Origin of the sequence: Dryocola sharpae, assembly GCF_051307055.1 — a bacterium.
In the GTDB taxonomy this organism is placed as follows: Bacteria; Pseudomonadota; Gammaproteobacteria; order Enterobacterales; family Enterobacteriaceae; genus Dryocola.
The window spans coordinates 1,858,939-1,880,358 of sequence record NZ_CP149994.1 but is presented as its reverse complement, the minus strand read 5'-3'; the positions used below and the strand labels follow the sequence as shown (position 1 = coordinate 1,880,358).

Below are 21,420 nucleotides of genomic sequence, written 5' to 3'. Positions count from 1 at the left end.
TGGTTAACTTTTAAACGCGCCGCAGGATTACCGGGAAATATTGCCCTTAACCTCGGTGTGGACGTACACTGGCGCCAGTTTTTTGGAGGAGACAACATGCAATCTACAACTCAGCCCATCGACCGTGAAACGCTCCTTGTGGAGGCCAATAAGATCATCCGCGAGCATGAAGATTTTATGCACGGTATGGAGGCCACAGGCGTTGAGCAAAAGAATGGCGTGCTGGTATTTCGCGGCGAATACTTTCTTGATGAGCAAGGTCTGCCAACCCCGAAAAGTACGGCGGTATTTAATATGTTCAAACACCTTGCCCATGTGATGTCCGAAAAATATCACCTGCAGGAGTGAAACAGCAAGCGAGGCCGGAGCCTCGCTTTTATCTTCTGTTTACAATAGCGGCTTTTCGCCACGCTGCCACCAGCGCAGCAACAGGCGATCGAGACTGTTTGCCGCGCTGCCCGTAAACCTCTCCATCATCTTTTTACGCTGAGCGAAGCGTACGCCGATAACATCGTGATTTTTCATCAGGCTAATCAGCAGATCGTCGCTGGTGCTCACCTCATCCACCAGCCCTTTCTCTTTTGCCTGCAGACCGTACCAGTGTTCACCGGTAGCGACTGCATCAATATCCAGACCTGGACGCATTTCATGCACAAACTGCTTAAAGAGAAGATGGGTTTCGTTCAGATCTTCGCGGAATTTCTCGCGGCCCTGATCGGTATTTTCACCGAACAGCGTCAGGGTACGTTTGTACTGCCCGGCGGTATGCAGCTCAACGTCAATATCATTACGTTTTAACAGACGATGGAAGTTCGGCACCTGCGCCACTACGCCGATGGAGCCAATAATAGAAAACGGAGCCGCGACAATGCGATCGGCCACGCAGGCCATCATATAGCCGCCGCTGGCCGCGACTTTATCAACCGCGACCGTCAGACGAACCTTGCTCGCACGCAGACGCTGTAGCTGCGATGCGGCGAGTCCATAACCATGCACTACGCCGCCCGGGCTTTCTAAACGCAGCAGGACTTCATCTTCCGGTTTAATCACGGCCAGTACAGCGGTGATCTCTTCACGCAGAGAAGTCACCTCATGAGCATCCATACTTCCTTTAAAATCCAGCACATAGAGAGTCGATTTGTCTGAACTGACGGTTTCACCGCGTTTAGCACGCGCTTTGGCTTGTTTTGCCTCCAGCTTGTGCTTTTTCTTCTGGCCTTTATGCCAAAGTTTTTGCTGATGGTCGTCAAGACGCGCTACCTGCATATCCTCCCGCATCTCCTGATACTGCTCGCTTAAATTAGTCAGGCGCAGTTCGCCACGCTGGTGCTTTTTACGCTGAGCTGCATTCATCACTATCGTGACAACGGCCGCTATCGCGGCGACAACCGTGACGATCCTGGCCAGAAACAATCCATAATTCGCAATAAAATCCACGTTTTCCGCCTTTATTTCAGAGCATTAATCATGTGATGGAGTGTACCCGAGCGGGCCACCCACGTCTGCATACAACTATAAACGCTGCGGCATGACTTCCCGAATGGATTTACGACCGGGAAACTTTTGCAAAATGTAATTAAAGGCAATGTCTCCCGCTGGCCGATTGAAATACCCCTTTCTTTCAGGCATAAAGCCCTGTGTACCTGAAACGGCGAGAAATAAGACGTGAGCGCCTGCCCGCATCGCGCGAGGAGTAAACTTTGCATTACCAACCGAAAACCGATTTACTGCAAAACCGCATTATTCTGGTCACCGGCGCCAGCGACGGTATCGGCCGCGAGGCGGCGCTGACCTATGCGCGCTACGGCGCCTGCGTTATTCTGCTGGGCCGCAACGAAGATAAGCTGCGCGCCGTGGCGCAAGAGTTAAACCGTCAGGGCGGCGGCACGCCGCACTGGTTTACCCTGGATTTACTGACCGCCACGCCGCAGGATTGCGAACGCCTGGCGCAGAAGCTCGCAGGTCTGGTGCCGCGTCTGGATGGCGTGCTGCACAACGCCGGGATCCTCGGCGATGTAACGCCGATGGACCAGCAGGATCCGCAAACCTGGCAGAACGTGATGCAGGTTAATGTGAACGCCACCTTTTTCCTGACTCAGGCCCTGCTGCCTCTGCTGCTTAAGTCTGATGCTGGCTCACTGGTGTTCACCAGCTCAAGCGTTGGCCGCCAGGGGCGCGCAGGATGGGGAGCCTACGCCGCATCAAAATTTGCCACCGAAGGCATGATGCAGGTGCTGGCCGAAGAGTATAAGCACAAAAACCTGCGCGTGAACTGTATCAATCCGGGCGGTACGCGCACGGCGATGCGGGCCAGCGCTTTCCCGGCGGAAGATCCGGGAAAACTCAAAACGCCGCGTGATTTAATGCCGCTTTATCTGTGGCTGATGGGCGATGACAGCCGTCGCAAAACCGGCATGAGCTTCGACGCCCAGCCTAACCGTAAACCAGGAATCTCCGAATGAGCGACGATCGTTACCAGCAGCGGGCCCAGCGCCAGAAAGAAAAAGTCGATGCCCGCATAGAAGCGGCACAGCTTGAGCGTGGCATTTTGATTGTGTTTACCGGCAACGGCAAAGGTAAAACCACCGCCGCTTTTGGCACCGCGACCCGCGCGGTTGGCCATGGTAAAAAGGTCGGCGTTATCCAGTTTATTAAAGGCCAGTGGCCGAACGGCGAGCGTAATTTGCTGGAGCCGCACGGCGTGGAATTCCAGGTGATGGCGACAGGCTTTACCTGGGAGACCCAGAATCGCGAAACCGATACCGAGGCGTGCCTGGCCGTCTGGCAGCACGCAAAGCGTATGCTGGCGGACAGCTCGCTGGATATGGTGCTGCTTGATGAAATTACCTATATGGTCGCCTACGATTACCTGCCGCTGCCGGAGGTGCTGGAAGCGCTCCGGCAGCGCCCTGCCGGTCAGACGGTGATTGTCACAGGCCGCGGCTGCCACCGGGAGATCCTCGATATTGCCGATACGGTCAGCGAGTTACGCCCGGTGAAGCATGCGTTTGACGCGGGCGTGAAAGCGCAAATCGGCATTGATTACTGAAGCAAGCTTTTAGCCCTCCGGCGAGGGCTAAAGAAGTTACCTTTTCACTTCGCAGTGGCTTACCATCCGCCAGTTGCCCTGAATAATCCGCGTATCACCGCTCACGGTTACAACCCCGCGGCTGCGGATATCCCCGCTTGACGCGCCTGCCTGAATTTCAAACTCGCCCGGCTCTACCACGCGCTGCCCGTCGCGGCGGGTAAAGCTGAGCATATCGGTAGGGATGATGAACGTAAGTTCTGCGCTTTCTCCAGGCTCAAGATAGACACGCTGGAAAGCCTTTAGCTCCTGAACCGGACGCACCATCGAAGCCACTTTATCGTGAACGTAAAGCTGCACCACCTCGCTGCCCGCGGCTGTTCCGCTGTTGATTACGGTTATGCTCGCACAAATATCGCCATCCTGATTCTTAATCGCGTCCTCCGGCAGCCTCAAGGTACCGTAGTCGAACGTAGTCCAGGTTTTGCCGTAGCCAAACGGGTAGCGCGATCCAAAGTGGAAGGCAAACGGCGTACCGCCGCTTTTCAGCTTGTGATTGTAGTAATAAGGCATGGCGCCCGCGCTTTTCGGTACCGAGACGACCAGGCGCCCTCCTGGCTCTGCCTGCCCTGTCAACACATCCGCAATAGCATGACCGCCCTCCTGCCCGGGCGCCCAGGCCATCAGCAGCGCGGCCACGTTTTCTTCCTGCCCGCCCAGGTTATAAGGACGGCCGCCCGTCATCACCACAACGACCGGTTTACCCGTTGCCAGCAATGCGTTGAGCAACTGCTGCTGCACGCCCGGCAGCGCAAGGCTGTCCGTATCCGAGCCTTCGCCAACCGTGCCGCTCTGGAACAGGCCGGACAGATCGCCTACGCAGAGCACCACAACATCGCTTTGCTGCGCCGCTTCGATGGCCTGAGGGATCAAACTGGTATCGCATGAAACCGGCGACTGCTGCATGGGTTTGCCGGCGCTGTCACCGGGAAATACCGGCGCGCCAGCCAGACGTTTTTCAATAATATGGCAGCCTTTGGCATAGCGAACGTTATCGCCACCCAGCCGTTCGCGTAACGCGGCAAGCGGCGTCACCACCTGCGAGGTTTGCTCCAGCATGTCGCTGATGATGAGATGCACCGGGAAGCTGTATCCGCTCAGCAACGCCAGCGGATCGTCCGCGGTTGGCCCCACTACCGCCACGCGTGGCTTGCCTTTCAGCGGCAGAGTGCCGTCATTTTCCAGCAGCGTAACTGAACGGGTTGCCACTTCGCGCGCGATTTGCACCGTGGATGCGCTTTGCAGCTCAATCTTATTTTCATCGGCATAAGGATGTTCAAACAGGCCAAGCCGGAATTTCTCTTTCAGCACGCGGGCGACGATTTCATCGACTTTTGCCATCGTGATTAATCCACGCTCGACGGCCTGCGCCAGATGGCGGGCGCAATCGTCTTTAGGCAGCTCGATATCCAGGCCCGCGTTAAACGCCAGGGCCGCCGACTCGGCCGCGTCATGCGAAACGCCATGATGTTGATGAAGCAAACTGACGCCGCCGTAGTCCGCCACAATCAGGCCGTCGAATCCCCACTGGTCGCGCAGCACGGTGGTGAGCAGGAACGTATCTGAATGCCCCGGCTGATTATCGATATCGTGATAGGCGGGCATCACGGAACCGGCGTTAGCTAACTTAACCGCCATTTCAAACGGCAGCAGGAAGGTATCATTCAGTTCGCAAAAGCCGAGGTGCACGGGCGCATGGTTGCGCGCGCCTTCGCTGAAAGAATGGCCGACATAGTGCTTAAGCGTCGCCAGCAGATGGCGATTTTTGCCCTGCAACCCTTTTACATAATGCGTGGCCATCATACCTACCAGCCACGGATCTTCCCCGAAGGTTTCTTCAGTCCTGCCCCAGCGTACGTCCCGCGAAACGTCCAGTACCGGCGCAAGACCCTGCTGGCAGCCGGTTGAGCGCGCTTCTTTACCAATCGCGGCGGCGGCGCGTTCAATCAGCTCCACATCCCAGGTCGATCCGTAATTGAGCGATGACGGAAACAGCGTGGCGTCCTTGCAAAGCAGGCCCACCAGGCACTCTTCATGAAAAAGCGCGGGGATACCGAGGCGGGTCTCTTCAACCAGCGTTTTTTGCAGGCGGTTGGCCGCCCGTACGCCCTCTTTTGCCTCAACGATGTGCGTTCCTAGCGGACGGGTAATTTGCCCGATGCCCAGCTTTAAACGCCCGGCCAGACCCGCCTGCTCCGTTACGCCGGCAAACTCATCGCTTAAATCGGTTCGTTCGCGATGGTTGCCGTCGTCCGATAAGATCAGCCAGTATGCGTGCATCTGCGCGAACTTTTCTTCCGGCGTCATACGTGAGAGAAGATCGGCTACGCGTTCGTTAACCGGGCGGCGGGCATCCTTATAAATAGCAGTCATTATTTTCCCCTTAGAGGTTCGTCGAATCTTCCAGGCGCGTTAATTTCTCTGGCGTTATTAGTGATATTGCGGATGAACGACAGCAACGGCAATTGTCGAAACAGACTGGACGATTACGATATTTGGTTTTAAGGGCCGAATGTGATGAATCTCAAGAATAGAGTGAAAACTTGTGCAACCGGTTACATAAAATGCTTTGCGCTAACAACCTGCGTCACAATTGATAAGAAACATAAATTGTAAGTTAAAAATCTCAATATCCGCCTGGTCGATCTGCAATTACCTTCTTTAGGCGTACCCTGGACTATTACAATAGGTAAATCTATGTCGACATTAACGGGAAGGATCAGCAGTAAAGAAAAATTCGGCTTTGGGCTCGGTGATGCCGCAAGCCATATCGTTTTTGATTCATCGGTGGCAATTTTAGCGTATTTCTATACCAATATTTACGGCCTGCCACCGGCGGTGATGGGCACGCTTTTTCTGGTGGTCAGGGTGCTGGATGCGATCACCGACCCTATTATGGGCGCTATTGCCGACCAGACGAAAAGCCGCTGGGGAAGATTCCGTCCCTGGCTACTGATTATTTGCGTTCCTTTTGCCGTAAGCTGCGTTCTGGTTTATTCCACACCCGACCTCGAACAAACCGGCAAGATAATCTACGCCGTGCTGGCCTATATTTTTATGACCCTGATGTATACCGCAATAAATATCCCTTATTGCTCACTCGGCGCCGCCATTACCTCCGATCCGCAGGAAAATCTGTCGTTGCAGTCGTGGCGTTTTGCCATTGCCCCGATTGGCGGAGCAATGGGCACCGCGCTGATCCTGCCGCTGGCGGATTTTATCGCCCCCGGGGACAGAGCCAGCGGCATGCAGTGGGCGATGGGGATTTTCGGCCTCATTGGCTGCCTGATGTTCCTTGTCTGTTTTGCCACCACCCGCGAGCGCATTACCCCTGTTAAAGAAGAAAACCTGAATATCTATCGCGACGTGCGCATTCTGCTGCAAAACGATCAGTGGCGTATTTTATCGGTTTATAACCTGGCGATGCTGTGTGGCGTTGTGGTTCGCGGCAGTTTATTAGTTTACTTCGTACAATATATTCTTAACCAGGGCAGCAGCGTTATTTCGCTCTTTATGCTCGCCACAACCGTTGCGGCGGTAATAGGGAGTTTATCTGCGAAGTGGCTTGGCTCGACTATGTGTAAAATCCGCGCATCGGTATGGGTAAATATTCTCAGCGCGCTGGCAGGCCTGCTCTTTCTGGTATTACCAACAAATTACTGGCTGCCGGCATTTGTGGTACATATTATCCTTAATTTACTTCAGGGAATTAACGCCCCGTTACAGTGGTCGATGATCACCGATGCGAATAACTATGGCGAATGGAAAACCCAGCGCCGGATCACCGGCATGAACGTCGCGGCGAATATATTTATCATTAAACTCGGCGTCGCTATTGGCGGCGCGTTAACAGGATGGGGGCTGGCATTTTATGGTTACCAGGCGGGCGTCGAGCAGCAGTCAGCGGAAGCGGTACGCGGGGTATTAATCTTATTTACCGTCTTACCGGCTGTGTTTTATCTGATTACCGCCTTCTCTATTCGTTACTATCGTTTAACCGAAGCGAGAATGAACGACATTGTCAGCGATCTTAGTGAAGGGAAATTCCAGGTGCAGACGGAATTAACAAAAGTGGTGTCGCACTAGGGGTTAACAAGGCGGGTGGCGAAGCACCCGCCTTCGTTTTTACTTATTAAGTTCGGCCAGGCTCAGCCAGGTTTGCACCACGGTATCCGGGTTCAGGGAAAGGCTGTCGATCCCCTCTTCCATCAGCCAGGCGGCAAAGTCTTCGTGATCCGACGGGCCCTGCCCGCAGATACCAACGTATTTACCCTGTTTCTTCGCCGCCTTGATAGCCATCGACAGCAGCGCTTTTACCGCATCGTTACGCTCATCAAAGAGTTCGGAAACCACGCCGGAGTCGCGATCAAGGCCTAACGCCAGCTGGGTCATATCGTTGGAGCCGATAGAGAAACCGTCGAAATATTGCAGGAACTCATCCGCCAGCAGGGCGTTGGATGGGATCTCGCACATCATGATGATTTTCAGGCCGTTTTCGCCGCGTTTCAGCCCCTGACGCGCCAGCTCTTCCACCACGGCCTTCGCCTGCGCCACGGTGCGTACAAACGGCACCATCACCTCAACGTTGGTCAGGCCCATTTCGTTACGCACGCGTTTCATTGCGGCGCATTCCAGCGCGAAGCAGTCGCGGAAGCTGTCCGCCACGTAGCGACCCGCGCCACGGAAGCCCAGCATCGGGTTTTCCTCTTCCGGCTCATAACGTTCGCCGCCTACCAGATTGGCGTATTCGTTAGATTTGAAGTCGGACAGGCGCACAATGACGCGCTTCGGCCAGAAGGCCGCGCCCAGCGTCGCGATCCCTTCGGTCAGGCGGCCTACGTAAAACTCAACCGGATCGTCATAGCCCTTCATCATTTCACGGATTTCGTTTTGCAGCTTCGGCTCCTGCTGGTCAAACTCCAGCAGCGCACGCGGGTGCACGCCGATCATGCGGTTGATGATGAATTCCAGACGCGCCAGGCCAACGCCTTCGTTCGGCAGGCAGGCGAAGTCAAATGCACGATCCGGGTTACCGACGTTCATCATAATTTTCAGCGGCAGATCCGGCATGGTATCAACCGTGGAGCTTTTCACGCTGAAATCCAGCAGATCCTGATAAACATAGCCGGTATCACCTTCCGCACAGGAAACCGTCACGTTCTGGTCATCCTTCATGCGTTCGGTAGCATCGCCGCAGCCGACAACCGCAGGGATACCCAGCTCGCGGGCGATGATGGCCGCATGGCAGGTACGTCCGCCGCGGTTGGTCACGATAGCGGCCGCTTTTTTCATGATCGGTTCCCAGTCCGGGTCGGTCATGTCGGTAACCAGCACTTCACCTGGCTGGATGCGGTTCATTTCGCTGATATCGTGGATAACCTTCACCGGGCCGGCCCCGATGCGATGGCCGATAGCGCGCCCTTCCGCCACGATTTTACCCTGTGAATGCAGATGATAGCGCTCCATCACCTGGCCCTGAGAACGCACGGTTTCCGGACGCGCCTGGACGATAAACAGCTTGCCGGTATGGCCGTCTTTGGCCCACTCGATATCCATCGGGCGGCCGTAGTGTTTTTCGATCTGCACCGCCTGCTTAGCCAACTCCTGCACTTCTTCAGGGGTAATAGAGAAGCGATCGCGGTCGGCCTCGGGCACGTCCTCGATGCGCACCTGCTTGCCGTGCTCCTGGCTCGGCGCGTAAACCATGCGGATCTTTTTCGAACCCATATTACGGCGCACGATGGAGGGCTTACCGGCTTCAAGGGTCGGCTTATGGACGTAGAACTCATCCGGATTAACCGCGCCCTGCACAACCATTTCACCCAGGCCAAACGCGGAAGTGATAAACACCACCTGGTCGAAACCTGATTCGGTATCAATTGAGAACATCACGCCCGAGGAGGCGAGATCGGAGCGAACCATGCGCTGAACGCCGGCGGAAAGAGCCACGCCGCGATGATCGTAGCCCTGATGCACGCGATAGGAAATGGCGCGGTCGTTAAACAGCGAGGCGAAGACGTGCTTTACCGCCACCAGCACCGCGTCATAGCCCTGCACGTTAAGGAAAGTTTCTTGCTGCCCGGCAAACGACGCGTCCGGCATATCTTCTGCGGTGGCGGAGGAGCGCACGGCAAAAGAGGCTTCGGCATCGTCAGCGGAAAGTTGTTCGTAGGCATCGTGGATCGCTTTTTCCAGCTCCGGCTGGAAAGGCGTGTCGATAATCCACTGGCGGATCTGCGCGCCGGCTTTGGCGAGCTCTGACACGTCGTCAATGTCCGTTTGATCGAGCAGTTCATAAATGCGCTGGTTTACGCCGCTCTGGTCGAGAAACAGATTAAAAGCCTCGGCGGTGGTGGCAAAACCGTTCGGCACGGAAACACCCATACCTGAAAGGTTGGTAATCATTTCACCCAGGGAGGCGTTTTTACCCCCAACCCTGTCTACATCATTCATGCCGAGTTGGTTATACCAAAGCACCAGCGGCGACGAGCCATTATTGGACATCGAAACAATCCTTTTATGAAATATGAGTGGGCACAAAAATTTCCTGACTGCTTATTTAGCCTGGCATATTTCCCTGCCTGAGTGAAACGGTTGAATCGTTCAAGCAAAATAAAAATATGAATTTTTCAGATAGTTTCCCGAAAAAGCTAAACCGTTGATTATGCATTTAATCCTCAGCATTCCGAGGGTTAATTCGCCGGGTATATTTTTGACCTGCCCGGTTCATTAAAAATAAAAACACCATTTCATTTTAAAATTGCGACAATGATTATCACGGAATGCGTTGTTTTAATTTATGCTTTAGAAATTATCGTGAAACGTCAGGATCCCCAAAATGGATAACGCTGTAGACAGGCAGGTATTTTATATTTCCGACGGCACCGCGATTACCGCTGAAGTGCTGGGCCACGCGGTCATGTCACAATTTCCGGTCTCCATCAACAGCATCACGCTGCCGTTTGTGGAAAACGAAAGCCGTGCCAGAGCGGTAAAAGAGCAGATTGATGCCATCTTTCAGCAGTCAGGCGTGCGGCCGCTGGTCTTCTACTCCATCGTTTTGCCGGAGATTCGCGACATTATTGTGCAAAGCGAAGGCTTTTGTCAGGATATCGTGCAGGCGCTGGTTGCGCCTTTGCAGGGAGAGTTAAAGCTTGATCCTACGCCAGTTGCTCATCGCACCCACGGCCTGAATCCCGGAAACTTAATCAAGTATGATGCGAGGATCGCCGCGATTGATTACACGCTTGCGCATGATGACGGCATCTCGATGCGCAATCTCGATCAGGCTCAGGTGATTTTGCTGGGGGTTTCCCGCTGCGGTAAAACGCCCACCAGCCTCTATCTCGCCATGCAGTTCGGCATCCGCGCCGCCAACTACCCGTTTATCGCCGACGATATGGATAATATTCAGCTGCCACCAGTGCTGAAGCCGCTTCAGCATAAATTATTTGGCCTGACGATCGATCCCGAGCGCCTCGCCGCCATTCGCGAAGAGCGCCGCGAGAACAGCCGCTATGCCTCCATGCGCCAGTGTCGTCTCGAAGTCGCCGAAGTCGAAGCGCTGTTTCGTAAAAATCAGATCCGTTATCTCAACAGCACCAATTATTCCGTCGAAGAAATGGCTACCAAAATCCTTGATATCATGGGCCTGAATCGCCGTATGTACTAACAAGCTAGTACACAAATCGAGCTTTATCTGCCAGGATAGCCGGATTGCGGTTGCGTTTTACCTTTTATGCAGTTGAATTCGACATAAATTGGTTTATCGTGATCGCCATCACTTCCCGGCACTCTCGCCGTGCAGAAGACAAAAATTTCTGAGACTCACAATGAATAAAACAGATGAACTGCGAACGGCGCGCATCGACAGCCTTGTCACACCTGCCGAACTGGCCGACCGTTTGCCGGTATCGCCAGAGGTTGCGCAAAACGTTATCGCTTCCCGCCGTCGCATTGAAAAAATCCTTAACGGTGAAGACAACCGCCTGCTGGCGATCGTTGGCCCCTGCTCCATCCACGACCTGGATGCAGCGATGGATTATGCCCGCAGGCTTGAAACGATGCGCCAGAAACATGGCGATCGACTTGAAATCGTCATGCGTACCTACTTTGAAAAACCGCGCACCGTAGTCGGCTGGAAGGGGCTTATCTCCGACCCGGATCTTAACGGCAGCTACCGCGTCAATGATGGCATCGAACAAGCCCGCCGCCTGCTGTTGCAGGTTAACGAGCTGGGCGTGCCTACCGCGACAGAATTCCTGGATATGGTGATCGGCCAGTTTATTGCCGATTTGATCAGCTGGGGCGCCATTGGCGCGCGCACCACTGAAAGCCAGATCCACCGTGAAATGGCCTCGGCCCTTTCCTGCCCGGTCGGCTTTAAAAACGGCACCGACGGCAATACCCGAATCGCCATCGACGCCATTCGCGCAGCGCGCGCCAGCCATATGTTCCTTTCGCCGGATAAACACGGTCAGATGACGATTTACCAGACCAGCGGCAATCCTTTTGGCCACGTGATTATGCGCGGAGGAAAGCAGCCGAACTACCATGCGACGGATATCGCCGCGGCATGCGACAGCCTGCAGCAGTTCGATTTGCCTGAGCAACTGGTCATTGATTTTAGCCACGGCAACTGCCAGAAACAGCATCGCCGGCAGCTGGAAGTCTGTGAAGATGTGTGCAACCAGATCCGCAACGGGTCACGCGCCATCGCCGGCGTGATGGCCGAAAGCTTTATACGCGAAGGCACGCAGAAAATCGTCGCCGGGCAGCCGCTGGTCTACGGTCAGTCGATTACCGACCCTTGTCTGAGCTGGGAAGATACCGAAACGCTGCTTGCTATGCTGGCCGACGCGGCCGGTAGCCGCTTTTAGTTAACCCTCTGAATAACAGGCGGATGTTGCCCTGCGCATCCGCCGCTTTGCCTCACGCTCCCCTCCATAGCGTAAAACCGTGCACTTCACAAATTTCTTACAAATAATGCTTGCCGCTGAAACAGAGTTTATTGATAATGATTATCATTGTTACATTGATTATTATTTGTAAACAGAGTGGATCGCTATGGACAAGTCTTTCACCCCTGCCGCCCCGCAGCCTCTGGCTGCACCCCGTCAGATCGACAGCAAAGCGTTACTGGGCCCTGAAGGCCGCGTGGTGATTGTCCATGAAGGCCAGCATTATCTGTTACGCCAGACCCAGGCCGGGAAACTGATCCTGACCAAATAAACCAAAATTCTTTCGCAAGCCACCCAGGTCATCCCCAGGCAGCCAGCGCTTTTCGTTTTCCTTATGGAGAGTTGCGCTATGCCATTTTTACACACGGCCGGATCCCGCCTGTCAGCTCTGACTATCGCGATGTTCACCGCCCTGCCCGCCTGCGCCAAAGACGACCAGCTTACCGTGGTCGCCACCGGCAACGTTCGCAGCACCTTCGAAGCGCCGATGATGGTCAGCGTCATTGATACCGATACGCCGGAAGGACAAACCTCTTCTTCCGCAGCGGATATGCTGCGCAAAGTGCCGGGCATTACGCTTTCCGGCACGGGGCGCACTAACGGTCAGGACGTGTCGATGCGGGGTTACGATCGCCGCGGCGTGCTGATGCTGGTGGACGGCATCCGTCAGGGAACCGATACCGGGCATCTGAACAGCACCTTCCTGGATCCGGCGCTGGTGAAACGCATTGAAGTCGTACGCGGCCCTGGCGCGCTACTCTACGGCAGCGGCGCGCTGGGCGGCGTGATCTCTTATGACACTGCCGATGCAGGCGATCTGCTGTTCGAAGGACAAAACAGCGGGTATCGCGTATTCGCCACCGGCGCTACCGGCGACCACAGCATCGGCATGGGCGCCAGCGCCTTTGGCCGCACGGACGATCTCGACGGCGTGGTTTCCTGGTCGAGCCGCGATCGCGGTGATATTCGCCAGAGCGACGGCGAAACGGCGCCCAACGATGAAAACATCAGCAATTTCCTGACCAAAGGTACATGGCGCATCGACCCGGCCCAGTCGCTTTCAGGCTCCCTGCGCTATTACAACAACGACGCTCAGGAGCCGAAAAACCCGCAGTCTGCTGACGCGAGCGATGCAAACCCAATGGCGAATCGCTCAACTATTCAGCGTGACGCGCAGGTGAAGTACCATATTGGTCCGCAGAATAACGACTGGCTCAACGCGGATATCACGGCTTACTGGTCGGAGGCGCGCATCAATGCCCAGACCCAAACCGACGGCGGCGAATTCCGCAAGCAGACAACCAAAGGCGGCAAGCTGGAAAACCGCAGCCGCCTGTTTAACGACAGCCTTGCCTCACATCTGCTGACCTGGGGTGGTGAATATTATCGTCAGGAGCAGCAGCCGGGCGGCAATACCACCGGCTTCCCGCAGGCCAAAATCGACTTCAGCTCCGGCTGGCTGCAGGATGAGATAACCCTGCGTGATATCCCGGTCTCCCTGCTCGCGGGTACACGCTATGACAACTACAGCGGCAGCAGCGACGGCTACGACGACGTCAACGCCGACAGGTGGTCATCCCGCGGCGCGATTTCCGTCACGCCAGCCGACTGGCTGATGCTGTTTGGCTCTTACGCGCAGGCCTTCCGCGCGCCGACCATGGGCGAAATGTATAACGATGCCAAACACTTCTCGATTGGCAGCTTCTACACCAACTACTGGGTGCCGAACCCGAATCTGCGCCCGGAAACCAACGAAACGCAGGAATACGGTTTCGGCCTGCGCTTTGACGATCTGCTGCTGGCCAACGACGGCATTGAGTTCAAAGCCAGCTACTTCGATACCAGCGCGAAGGACTACATCTCCACCACCGTGGACTTCGCTAAAGCGACGACCATGTCTTACAACGTGCCGGACGCCAAAATCTGGGGCTGGGACATGACGGCGAAGTACACCAGCGATCTCTTCAGCCTCGACGTGGCCTATAACCGCACCCGCGGTAAGGATCGGGATACCGGCGAGTGGATTTCAAGCCTGAACCCGGACACCGTCACCAGCGTTCTGGATATTCCCGTCGCGCAAAGCGGTTTCTCCGTAGGCTGGGTAGGCACTTTTGCCGAGCGTTCGACGCACATCAGCAGCAGCTACAGCGCGCAACCGGGCTACGGCGTGAACGATTTCTATATCAGCTACCGTGGCCAGCAGGCGCTGCGCGGTCTGACCACTTCGCTGGTGTTCGGTAACGCATTCGATAAAGAGTACTGGTCGCCTCAGGGCCTTCCGCAGGATGGTCGTAACGGCAAAATCTTCGTTAGTTATCAATGGTAAGGAGCATCGCATGACGCAACGTTATGACCACTGGCTGCGGCTTAAGCAGCAGCATCCTGAGAAATACGCACGCGACATCGCAAAGCTGATGAGCATCAGCGAAGCCGAATTAACGCACGCCCGCGTCGGGCATGATGCCTGGCGTCTGAAAGGCGAGCCGCGCGATATTCTGGCGTCGCTTGAAAGCGTGGGCGAAACTAAGTCCATCTGCCGTAACGAGTATGCGGTGCATGAACAGATTGGCCGCTTTGAGAATCAACACCTCGAAGGTCATGCAGGCCTGGTGCTGAACCCGCGCGCGCTGGATCTGCGCCTGTTTCTGAACCAGTGGGCAAGCGCGTTCCACGTTCGTGAAGCCACCGCACGCGGCGAGCGGCAGAGCATTCAGTTTTTCGATCGCCAGGGCGATGCGCTGCTGAAGGTTTACACCACGGATAACACCGACTTCGGCGCGTGGGGACAAATTTTAGCGAAATTCATTTATGCGGATAACCCTCCGCTTGAGCTAAAACCGGCGGAAAACGTTGTGATGACGCCTGCGCCGGATGCCCGTCAGGTAGAGGCTGAATGGCGCACCATGCGCGACGTCCACCAGTTCTTCGGCCTGCTTAAACGTCACCAGCTCACTCGCCAGCAGGCTTTCCGTCTGGTCGCGAACGATCTGGCTCAGCGGGTGGATAACACCGCGCTCGCACAGCTGCTGCAGCAGGCGTTGCAGGACAAAAACGAGATCATGATTTTTGTCGGCAACCGCGGCTGCGTGCAGATCTTCACCGGCGTGGTGGAGAAAGTTGTGCCGATGGACAACTGGATCAACATCTTCAACCCGGCATTCACCCTGCACCTGATGGCCGATACCATCGCCGAAAGCTGGGTGACCCGTAAGCCCAGCGGAGACGGCTTTGTCACCAGCCTGGAGCTGTTCGCCGCCGACGGCACGCAAATCGCCCAGCTCTACGGCCAGCGTACCGAAGGCCAGCCGGAACAGGAGCAGTGGCGTACCCAGCTTGAGGCGCTGACCAACAAAGGGCTGGCGGCATGAGACGCTGGCTGGCCGTCCTGCTTGCGCTGCCGGTATTCGCCCACGCGGCTGAACGCGTAGTGGCTATCGGCGGCGACGTTACGGAAATCGCTTTTGCTTTAGGGGCGGGTGAACAACTGGTCGCCCGTGACAGCACAAGCCTGCATCCGGCCGCGGCGACCAGGCTCCCGGACGTTGGTTATATGCGCCAGCTTAACGCGGAGGGCATCCTGGCCATGCGCCCGGATCTGGTGCTGGCAAGCGCGCAGGCGAAACCGTCGCTGGCGCTGGAGCAGGTTGCCGCAAGCAAGGTTGCGGTGGTGACGGTTCCGGCTGATAACTCGCTCAGCGGCATAGAGAGCAAAATCACGGTAACGGCAAAAGCGCTGGGAAAAACGACTCAGGGCGAAGCGCTGCGTAAAGCGCTCAGCGATAAACTGGCCGCTATCCCCGCGCGGCAGCTGCCGGTAAAAGTGCTGTTTATCATGAGCCACGGCGGTATGACCGCAATGGCCGCCGGGCAGCAGACCGCCGCCGATGCCGCGATTCGTGCCGCCGGCCTGCAGAATGCCATGCGGGGATTTAACCGCTATCAGCCGCTTTCCCAGGAAGGCGTTATCGCCAGCCAGCCTACGCTGATTCTGATAACGGAAGACGGCGTAAAAACGCTGGGCGGCGAGAACAATGTCTGGGCGCTGCCGGGTCTGGCGCAAACCCCGGCGGGGAAAAACCATCAGCTGCTGGTCGTGGATGATATGGCGCTGCTGGGTTTTGGCCTGCAAACGCCGGATGCCATTCTTGCGCTACGCAAAAAGGCGGAGCAGCTTCCATGATGCGTCGCCCTCTGCCCTGTCAGGCGCTCTGGCTGTTGGGGCTGGCGCTGTTGATGCTGGCGCTGCTTGCCACCAATCTTGGCGCAATGCGGCTTTCCATCGCCGTCTTATGGCAGACCCAGGATGAAGCGCTGCGCCATATCTGGCTGAACATTCGCCTGCCGCGAGTGCTGCTGGCGGCGCTGACAGGAGGGGCGCTTGCGCTTTCCGGCTGCGTAATGCAGGGGCTGTTCCGCAATCCGCTTGCCGATCCGGGGCTGCTGGGCATCAGCAGCGGCGCCGCGCTGGCCGTGGGGTTGTCCGTTGTGCTGCCGCTGGCATTGCCTGCCGTGCTGGCGCTTTATGCGCCGATGCTGGCAGCGTTTCTGGGCAGCCTTGCCGTAACGCTGGTGATTTTTTTCCTCAGCCGTCAGGGCAATAACAGCCTTTTCCGCCTTTTGCTGGTGGGGATTGCGATTAATGCCTTATGCGGCGCCGCGGTGGGCGTGCTCTCCTGGATAAGCAACGACGTCCAGCTCCGGCAACTCTCCCTGTGGGGCATGGGCAGCCTCGGCCAGGCGCAGTGGTCAACGCTGCTGGTCACGGCGTCATTTATTCTTCCCGCCTCGCTCGGCATCGCGTTTCTCGCCCCCCGGCTCAATCTTTTACAGCTGGGTGATGAAGAGGCGCATTACCTGGGCGTGGACGTGAAGCGCACCCAGCGGCGGTTACTGATCCTCAGCGCCCTGCTCGTCGCGGCTGCGGTGGCCGTGAGCGGCGTCATTGGTTTTGTCGGGCTGGTGATCCCCCATCTGGTAAGAATGTGGCTGGGCGCCGATCACCGCTGGCTGATCCCAGGCTCGGTGCTGGCAGGCGCCATGCTATTGCTGGTTGCCGATACGCTCGCCCGCACGATGGCGGCGCCCGCTGAAATGCCGGTTGGTTTGCTGACCAGCCTGCTCGGCGGCCCGTGGTTTTTAGCGCTGATTTTCCGTCAGCGGAGGGAAACTGATGGCTGATGTTTTACAGGCCCGACACATCACGCTACGTGCAGGAGCGCGCCTGCTGCTTGATGACGTTAATCTTTCGCTTAAGGCCGGAGAAGTTGTCGCGCTTATTGGCCCTAACGGCGCAGGTAAATCAACGCTGCTGCGGGTGCTGACGGGTTACCAGCCGCCGGACGACGGTAGCGTAAGCCTTGCGGAACGCCCGCTTGCTGAATGGTCGAACGAGGCCCTTTCGCGCCAGCGTGTGGTGATGCGCCAGCGCAGCGGCATGGCTTTTAGCTGGACAGTGGAAGAGGTTATCGCGATGGGGCGCGCGCCGTGGCCTGCGGATGATACTCAGCGCGTCGTCCATGAAGTGATGGCGCTAACCGGGAGCGATTCGCTTGCCCGGCGCGATTTTTGCCAGCTTTCAGGCGGAGAGCAACAGCGGGTGCAGCTGGCGCGTGCGCTGGCGCAGCTCTGGCATAACGGCCAGCCCCACGGCTGGCTGTTTCTTGATGAGCCGACTTCCGCCCTCGATCTCTACCATCAGCAGCATATTTTGCGTTTGCTGCGCAGGCTGGCGTTAACGGGCACGCTTTCGGTCTGCATCGTGGTACACGATCTGAATCTGGCGGCGCTGTGGGCCGATCGTATTATTTTGCTGCACGGCGGAAAGCTGGTTGCGCAAGGCTCACCGCAGCAGGTGCTAAACGAAGCGACGCTCACGCAGTGGTATCAGGCGGAGCTGAAGGTGTTCAGTCATCCTGAACACCCGGCGCCACAGGTCTGGCTACAGCAGTAATCAGCTCGAGCAGCTTACCTCCAGATGTTTGCCCCAGTCCGGCGGGCGCTGGGTTAAATCCCCTTCATGTTCGGCAAACGGCTGGCTCAGCGCTTCATGCAGGCGCGCCAGCTCGCTTATATCGCCCTGCCCGGCCCCGCTAATCGCCCGCTGCGCCAGCCAGTTACGCAACACCAGCGAAGGGTTGGCGGCCTTCATCGCTTTTTGCCGTTCGGCATCACCGACCTGTTCAATTTGCAGCCGTTCACGGTAGCGGGTAAACCAGCTGTCGAAACTTGCGCGATCGATAAACTCGTCCCGCAGCGGCGAACTCGCGTCGTTCTGCTCGCTCAGGCTCAGCATGCGGAACGTGCGCGTGTAATCGCTGCGCTCTTTAGCCATCAGGCCGAACAGCTCGATCAGGATTTCGTTGTCCGCTTTTTGTTCGGTAGTGAATCCCAGCTTAGCGCGCATCTGAATGCCGAAAGCGTGCATCAGCGCGAACTGATAGCTATCGAGCGCCTCGTTAAGCTTGTCTACCGCAATAAACGGCGACAGCGTCTGCGCCAGGCGCTGTAAATTCCACAGGCCAACGGCGGGCTGATTGTCGAAAGCGTACCGCCCCTGATGATCGGAGTGGTTACAGATATAGTCCGGCTGATAATCATCCAGAAAACCGTACGGGCCGTAGTCCATCGTCAGGCCGAGAATCGACATGTTGTCCGTATTCATCACGCCGTGCGCAAAGCCGACGGTTTGCCAGTGGGCAATCAGCGTAGCCGTGCGCCCGACGACATCCCGGAACCAGAGTTCGTAGCGATCTTTCTCTGCTACCAGCCCAGGCCAGTGATGCTCGATAACGTAATCGGCAAGCTGCTGAACTTTTTCCGGTTCGCGGCGGTAATAGAAGTGCTCAAAATGGCCAAAACGCACGTGGCTTTCCGCCACGCGTAGCAGCATCGCACCCTCCTCGGTGGTTTCACGTCGCACCGGCGTGTCGCTGGTCACGACGGTGAGCGCGCGCGTGGTTGGAATACCCAGGGCATGCATAGCTTCGCTGGCAAGAAATTCGCGGATGGTGGAGCGCAGCACGGCTCGCCCGTCGCCCATACGCGAATACGGCGTGAGGCCCGCGCCTTTCAGATGCCAGTCAAATTTGCGACCGTCTTTAAGCTGCTGTTCGCCCAGCAGAATGCCGCGCCCGTCCCCAAGCTGGCCTGCCCAGACGCCAAACTGGTGGCCGCTGTAAACCTGGGCTAAAGGTTGCATGCCCGGAAGCAGCGTTTCACCGCTCCAGACGCCAACGTGAGCGGCATCAAACAGTGAGGCATCCAGCCCGAGATCGTCTGCGAGCCGGCGATTGTGATACAGCAAACGTGCGTTGTGCAGCGGCGTAGGTTTCAGTTCGGTATAAAAACCGGGCAATTCATTACGCCAGCTATTGTTAAACACGATATTGTCGAATGCGGGGTTATCAGTCATAGAGCCTCCTGACTGATAGTGTAGTGTCTTCGCAGGCTTTTAAACACGGCGAGGTTGCAGGGACTTTCGCTATAAATTCTGCCGGGGCAGAAGCAGCTCCGTTAATGACTCTGGCGGCACCGCAGGCCAAAGGTTGCCCTGCATGGCGCTAAACCCCGGCAGGAGGGCCTTCGCTCGTGAAGCTTCGTCATCGATGCCCGCGATAACCAAAGCGCGACAAAAAGGTGAAAGTTGATCGGTTATGGCCTGCATAAAGGGGATAAATGAATGCTCATGGATTTGCTTATGGATAAACCCCTTATCGAGCATAACCGAGGTAAACAACCCGTCAACAATTGGCCTGGTGGTTGCGATACCGGCGCCAAAATCTTCCAGCGCCAGAGAGAAAAGTTGACTTATTTCCCGCAGGCGCAGATTGTCGTTACCCAGATTTAAATCCGCAAAACTCTCATTAACGGTTAACGTAATGAAGGGCAGCCGGCCGATGCGGGTAATTAACGGCGGGCACGAAAGAATAGCATCCGCGATATTCTCATTTATATTAACCCAGGCCGGGAGCGGCTGAGTCATAAAGAAATCCTGATGGTTTTCGAGTAACGATAACTTTTCGCAGAACAGTTCCAGCTGCTGTTCCGCATTTATATGGGGCAGCACCAGTTCCGTAGGAATACGGACCGGGGTATCGGCTCCGACAAAATTCGTGATTATCTGCAGCGCAAAAAGCTGGCCTTCCGGCAAACGCATTGGCAGGAAACAGAAATGGGAACGATAAACAATATCCAGTGAGACGATCATATTGCCAGCCGTGATGCTACAAGGGGAAACGGCATCGTCACGCGATGTATATCCAGTAATAACTGGATTGTTTTTACTCTTATCAATGTCACTTTCATCCCTGAAGCGTTTTGAAATTTACCTTAAGGCAGTTATTAAGCTTATCCTGGATACTTCTTTAAGGCCAGTTTTACTGAACGCTGCGAACCGAGTCGCGGTGGATTATCAAAGGGGCGAAAGTTTCAGCCACGCAATTCTTATCCAGTAATTTACGGGTGGCGAATTTCGCCATTTCACTAATCGGAAAATGCACGCTGGTTAATGCCGGGCGAACAAATGCCGCGCGTTCGCCGCTGTCATAACAGATAAGGGATATATCCTGCGGAATGCGTAAACCGCGTTCGGTAATTGCCAGCATGGCGCCGATTGCCATTTCTTCATTACAGCAGTAAATAGCCGTCGGCCGTATTGTCTGCAACAGGGCGGATATCTGCTGATAACCGCCCGGTATGTCATACTCGCCTTCGAGTACCGCAACGGGCTGTAAGCCAGCCTGCTCCATAGCCTCTAAAAATCCCTGCCTGCGCAATAAGCTGGAAGCACGGCTGGTGGGTCCATGCAGACAAGCGATAGCCGTGTGTCCGCCGTCAATAAAGACCCTGGTCGCAAGCTGGCTGGCGGCGCGGTGGTCGAAAACCACACAGCGCTCTTCAAGGCCCGGCACGTCCCGGTCAAGCACGATAAATTTGTATCCCTGCCCGGCCAGATGCCGCAGCGTCTCATCAGGCAGCGCGCGAATATGCAGGACCAGCCCATCACAGCGCAGATTATAAAGCCGCTGGATGGCGCTTAATTCTTTCCCGGCAAAGCTGCGTCCTTGCGTCACGAGCAGTTGCTTACCGTGCAGTTCTGTTTCGCTTTGCACGGTATCCATTAACGCACCAAAAAAGCCGCCGCGATAGGAGGTCGTCACCAGGCCAATGGTGTTGCTTTGACTGGAGGCCAGCGCGCGGGCGGCCGGATTGGGTGAATAGCCCAGCTCGGTAATCGCCGCTTCCACTTTACTGCGCGTCTGGGCTTTGACGTTGGCGTCACCATTGACCACGCGTGATACGGTGGCACGGGATACGCCTGCGCTTGCGGCAACATCTTCCAGAGTGATCATGGGATCCTTAACAGGGAATAAA

The 21,420-nt window shown here is 56.2% G+C and carries 18 protein-coding genes; 12 read left to right on the top strand and 6 right to left on the bottom strand.

Features of this window, described 5'->3' with window-relative positions:
- Positions 1-96: 96 nt before the first annotated feature.
- Positions 97-348, top strand: a complete 252-nt coding sequence (locus WLO31_RS09070; protein ID WP_435930111.1) for a YciN family protein — start codon at positions 97-99, stop codon at positions 346-348.
- 39 nt (positions 349-387) lie between these two features.
- Here WLO31_RS09070 and sohB read toward each other — a convergent pair whose 3' ends face one another.
- Positions 388-1,437, bottom strand: a complete 1,050-nt coding sequence (gene sohB / locus WLO31_RS09065) for a protease SohB (RefSeq protein ID WP_435930110.1) — start codon at positions 1,435-1,437, stop codon at positions 388-390.
- A gap of 263 nt (positions 1,438-1,700) precedes the next feature.
- Between sohB and WLO31_RS09060 the strand changes: the two genes are divergently transcribed.
- Together WLO31_RS09060 and cobO are read left to right on the top strand one after the other, a co-directional pair.
- Positions 1,701-2,462, top strand: coding sequence for a YciK family oxidoreductase (locus WLO31_RS09060; RefSeq protein WP_435930109.1), 762 nt, complete (start codon positions 1,701-1,703; stop codon positions 2,460-2,462).
- Positions 2,459-3,049, top strand: coding sequence for a cob(I)yrinic acid a,c-diamide adenosyltransferase (gene cobO, locus WLO31_RS09055; RefSeq protein ID WP_435930108.1), 591 nt, complete (start codon positions 2,459-2,461; stop codon positions 3,047-3,049). The genes WLO31_RS09060 and cobO overlap by 4 nt, the downstream gene beginning before the upstream one ends.
- A 36-nt stretch (positions 3,050-3,085) precedes the next feature.
- Here the strand turns inward: cobO and WLO31_RS09050 are convergent, their stop codons facing one another.
- Positions 3,086-5,461 (bottom strand): glycoside hydrolase family 3 N-terminal domain-containing protein, encoded by a 2,376-nt coding sequence (locus WLO31_RS09050; protein ID WP_435930107.1) that lies wholly within the window; start codon positions 5,459-5,461, stop codon positions 3,086-3,088.
- 324 nt (positions 5,462-5,785) lie between these two features.
- On the opposite strand from WLO31_RS09050, the gene WLO31_RS09045 reads away from it, so the two are divergent.
- Complete coding sequence (locus WLO31_RS09045) at positions 5,786-7,174, top strand: glycoside-pentoside-hexuronide (GPH):cation symporter (protein WP_435930106.1); 1,389 nt, start codon at positions 5,786-5,788, stop codon at positions 7,172-7,174.
- Between the two features lie 39 nt (positions 7,175-7,213).
- Here the strand turns inward: WLO31_RS09045 and ppsA are convergent, their stop codons facing one another.
- Complete coding sequence (gene ppsA, locus WLO31_RS09040; RefSeq protein WP_435930105.1) at positions 7,214-9,592, bottom strand: phosphoenolpyruvate synthase; 2,379 nt, start codon at positions 9,590-9,592, stop codon at positions 7,214-7,216.
- 334 nt (positions 9,593-9,926) lie between these two features.
- Between ppsA and ppsR the strand changes: the two genes are divergently transcribed.
- The 8 genes from ppsR to WLO31_RS09000 all read left to right on the top strand — a co-directional run bounded on the left by ppsR (position 9,927) and on the right by WLO31_RS09000 (position 17,998).
- Positions 9,927-10,760 carry a posphoenolpyruvate synthetase regulatory kinase/phosphorylase PpsR gene (gene ppsR / locus WLO31_RS09035; RefSeq protein ID WP_435930104.1) on the top strand — a complete coding sequence of 278 codons (834 nt, stop codon included), beginning with the start codon at positions 9,927-9,929 and terminating at the stop codon, positions 10,758-10,760.
- Positions 10,761-10,920: 160 nt separating this feature from the next.
- Entirely contained in the window at positions 10,921-11,967 is a 1,047-nt protein-coding gene (locus WLO31_RS09030) for a 3-deoxy-7-phosphoheptulonate synthase (protein WP_435930103.1), read from the top strand.
- 187 nt (positions 11,968-12,154) lie between these two features.
- Positions 12,155-12,319, top strand: a complete 165-nt coding sequence (gene hemP / locus WLO31_RS09025; RefSeq protein ID WP_435930102.1) for a hemin uptake protein HemP — start codon at positions 12,155-12,157, stop codon at positions 12,317-12,319.
- A gap of 78 nt (positions 12,320-12,397) precedes the next feature.
- A complete protein-coding gene (locus WLO31_RS09020; protein ID WP_435930101.1) occupies positions 12,398-14,374 on the top strand; it encodes a TonB-dependent hemoglobin/transferrin/lactoferrin family receptor in 1,977 nt (658 codons plus the stop codon).
- A 10-nt stretch (positions 14,375-14,384) separates the two neighbouring features.
- Positions 14,385-15,416, top strand: coding sequence for a hemin-degrading factor (locus WLO31_RS09015; protein ID WP_435930100.1), 1,032 nt, complete (start codon positions 14,385-14,387; stop codon positions 15,414-15,416).
- Complete coding sequence (locus WLO31_RS09010; protein ID WP_435930099.1) at positions 15,413-16,228, top strand: heme/hemin ABC transporter substrate-binding protein; 816 nt, start codon at positions 15,413-15,415, stop codon at positions 16,226-16,228. The genes WLO31_RS09015 and WLO31_RS09010 overlap by 4 nt, the downstream gene beginning before the upstream one ends.
- Entirely contained in the window at positions 16,228-17,226 is a 999-nt protein-coding gene (locus WLO31_RS09005; RefSeq protein WP_435930567.1) for a FecCD family ABC transporter permease, read from the top strand. The genes WLO31_RS09010 and WLO31_RS09005 overlap by 1 nt, the downstream gene beginning before the upstream one ends.
- Positions 17,219-17,998, top strand: coding sequence for a heme ABC transporter ATP-binding protein (locus tag WLO31_RS09000; RefSeq protein WP_435930098.1), 780 nt, complete (start codon positions 17,219-17,221; stop codon positions 17,996-17,998). The genes WLO31_RS09005 and WLO31_RS09000 overlap by 8 nt, the downstream gene beginning before the upstream one ends.
- Here WLO31_RS09000 and selO read toward each other — a convergent pair whose 3' ends face one another.
- The 3 genes from selO to WLO31_RS08985 form a co-directional block, all read right to left on the bottom strand.
- Positions 17,999-19,459 carry a protein adenylyltransferase SelO gene (selO, locus tag WLO31_RS08995; protein WP_435930096.1) on the bottom strand — a complete coding sequence of 487 codons (1,461 nt, stop codon included), beginning with the start codon at positions 19,457-19,459 and terminating at the stop codon, positions 17,999-18,001.
- 69 nt (positions 19,460-19,528) lie between these two features.
- A complete protein-coding gene (locus WLO31_RS08990; protein WP_435930095.1) occupies positions 19,529-20,254 on the bottom strand; it encodes an EAL domain-containing protein in 726 nt (241 codons plus the stop codon).
- Positions 20,255-20,423: 169 nt separating this feature from the next.
- Positions 20,424-21,398: a LacI family DNA-binding transcriptional regulator gene (locus WLO31_RS08985; protein ID WP_435930094.1), complete on the bottom strand. Its 975-nt coding sequence runs from the start codon at positions 21,396-21,398 to the stop codon at positions 20,424-20,426.
- Between the last annotated feature and the right edge of the window lie 22 nt (positions 21,399-21,420).

Excerpts from the sequence above, each read along its gene's own strand:
- hemP (WP_435930102.1), top strand. The coding sequence starts at position 12,155 with ATGGACAAGTCTTTCACCCCTGCCGCCCCGCAGCCTCTGGCTGCACCC.
- WLO31_RS09015 (WP_435930100.1), top strand. The coding sequence starts at position 14,385 with ATGACGCAACGTTATGACCACTGGCTGCGGCTTAAGCAGCAGCATCCT.
- WLO31_RS09000 (WP_435930098.1), top strand. The coding sequence starts at position 17,219 with ATGGCTGATGTTTTACAGGCCCGACACATCACGCTACGTGCAGGAGCG.
- WLO31_RS08990 (WP_435930095.1), bottom strand. The coding sequence starts at position 20,254 with ATGATCGTCTCACTGGATATTGTTTATCGTTCCCATTTCTGTTTCCTG.
- WLO31_RS09050 (WP_435930107.1), bottom strand. The coding sequence starts at position 5,461 with ATGACTGCTATTTATAAGGATGCCCGCCGCCCGGTTAACGAACGCGTA.
- WLO31_RS09010 (WP_435930099.1), top strand. The coding sequence starts at position 15,413 with ATGAGACGCTGGCTGGCCGTCCTGCTTGCGCTGCCGGTATTCGCCCAC.
- WLO31_RS09020 (WP_435930101.1), top strand. The coding sequence starts at position 12,398 with ATGCCATTTTTACACACGGCCGGATCCCGCCTGTCAGCTCTGACTATC.
- cobO (WP_435930108.1), top strand. The coding sequence starts at position 2,459 with ATGAGCGACGATCGTTACCAGCAGCGGGCCCAGCGCCAGAAAGAAAAA.
- WLO31_RS09070 (WP_435930111.1), top strand. The coding sequence starts at position 97 with ATGCAATCTACAACTCAGCCCATCGACCGTGAAACGCTCCTTGTGGAG.
- WLO31_RS08985 (WP_435930094.1), bottom strand. The coding sequence starts at position 21,398 with ATGATCACTCTGGAAGATGTTGCCGCAAGCGCAGGCGTATCCCGTGCC.
- WLO31_RS09030 (WP_435930103.1), top strand. The coding sequence starts at position 10,921 with ATGAATAAAACAGATGAACTGCGAACGGCGCGCATCGACAGCCTTGTC.
- WLO31_RS09005 (WP_435930567.1), top strand. The coding sequence starts at position 16,228 with ATGCGTCGCCCTCTGCCCTGTCAGGCGCTCTGGCTGTTGGGGCTGGCG.
- selO (WP_435930096.1), bottom strand. The coding sequence starts at position 19,459 with ATGACTGATAACCCCGCATTCGACAATATCGTGTTTAACAATAGCTGG.
- WLO31_RS09045 (WP_435930106.1), top strand. The coding sequence starts at position 5,786 with ATGTCGACATTAACGGGAAGGATCAGCAGTAAAGAAAAATTCGGCTTT.
- ppsR (WP_435930104.1), top strand. The coding sequence starts at position 9,927 with ATGGATAACGCTGTAGACAGGCAGGTATTTTATATTTCCGACGGCACC.
- ppsA (WP_435930105.1), bottom strand. The coding sequence starts at position 9,592 with ATGTCCAATAATGGCTCGTCGCCGCTGGTGCTTTGGTATAACCAACTC.